At 78.8% G+C, this 382-nt stretch carries 1 protein-coding gene; it reads left to right on the top strand.

Going from position 1 to position 382, the window contains the following annotated elements; genetic code table 11:
- Positions 1-155 precede the first annotated feature (155 nt).
- A partial coding sequence (locus FAF44_RS53840; protein ID WP_237111212.1) for a hypothetical protein occupies positions 156-382 on the top strand: 227 nt, incomplete at its 3' end.

Raw genomic sequence — 382 nt, 5'->3', positions numbered from 1 at the left:
GTGGACTCCAGCAGGGACGCCGAGGCCACCCGCAGCGTGCCGCCCCTCTTGCCGGACGGCCGTACCACGGAGGTGAGGGCGCTGCCGTAACCGGCGGGGACCCCGGGTGGGGCCGGACCGCGCCGGGGCGGCGCGGGCGGCGTGTGCTGGTGGCGGTGAGCGCGGCGGCGACGGCGGTGATCGTGGGGCTGGCGGCCTGGATGGTCGTCCGGCTCGGCGACGGCACGGCCCTGACGCCACTCTCCTCAGCCGGCCCCGCGACGAGCCCGGCCGCGGACGGCGGCCCCGCCGGTTACGGCAGCGCCCTCACCTCCGTGGTACGGCCGTCCGGCAAGAGGGGCGGCACGCTGCGGGTGGCCTCGGCGTCCCTGCTGGAGTCCAC

Source organism: Nonomuraea sp. MG754425 (assembly GCF_021699195.1).
Taxonomy (GTDB): Bacteria; Actinomycetota; Actinomycetes; order Streptosporangiales; family Streptosporangiaceae; genus Nonomuraea.
This window is presented reverse-complemented; position numbering and strand designations above follow the sequence as displayed.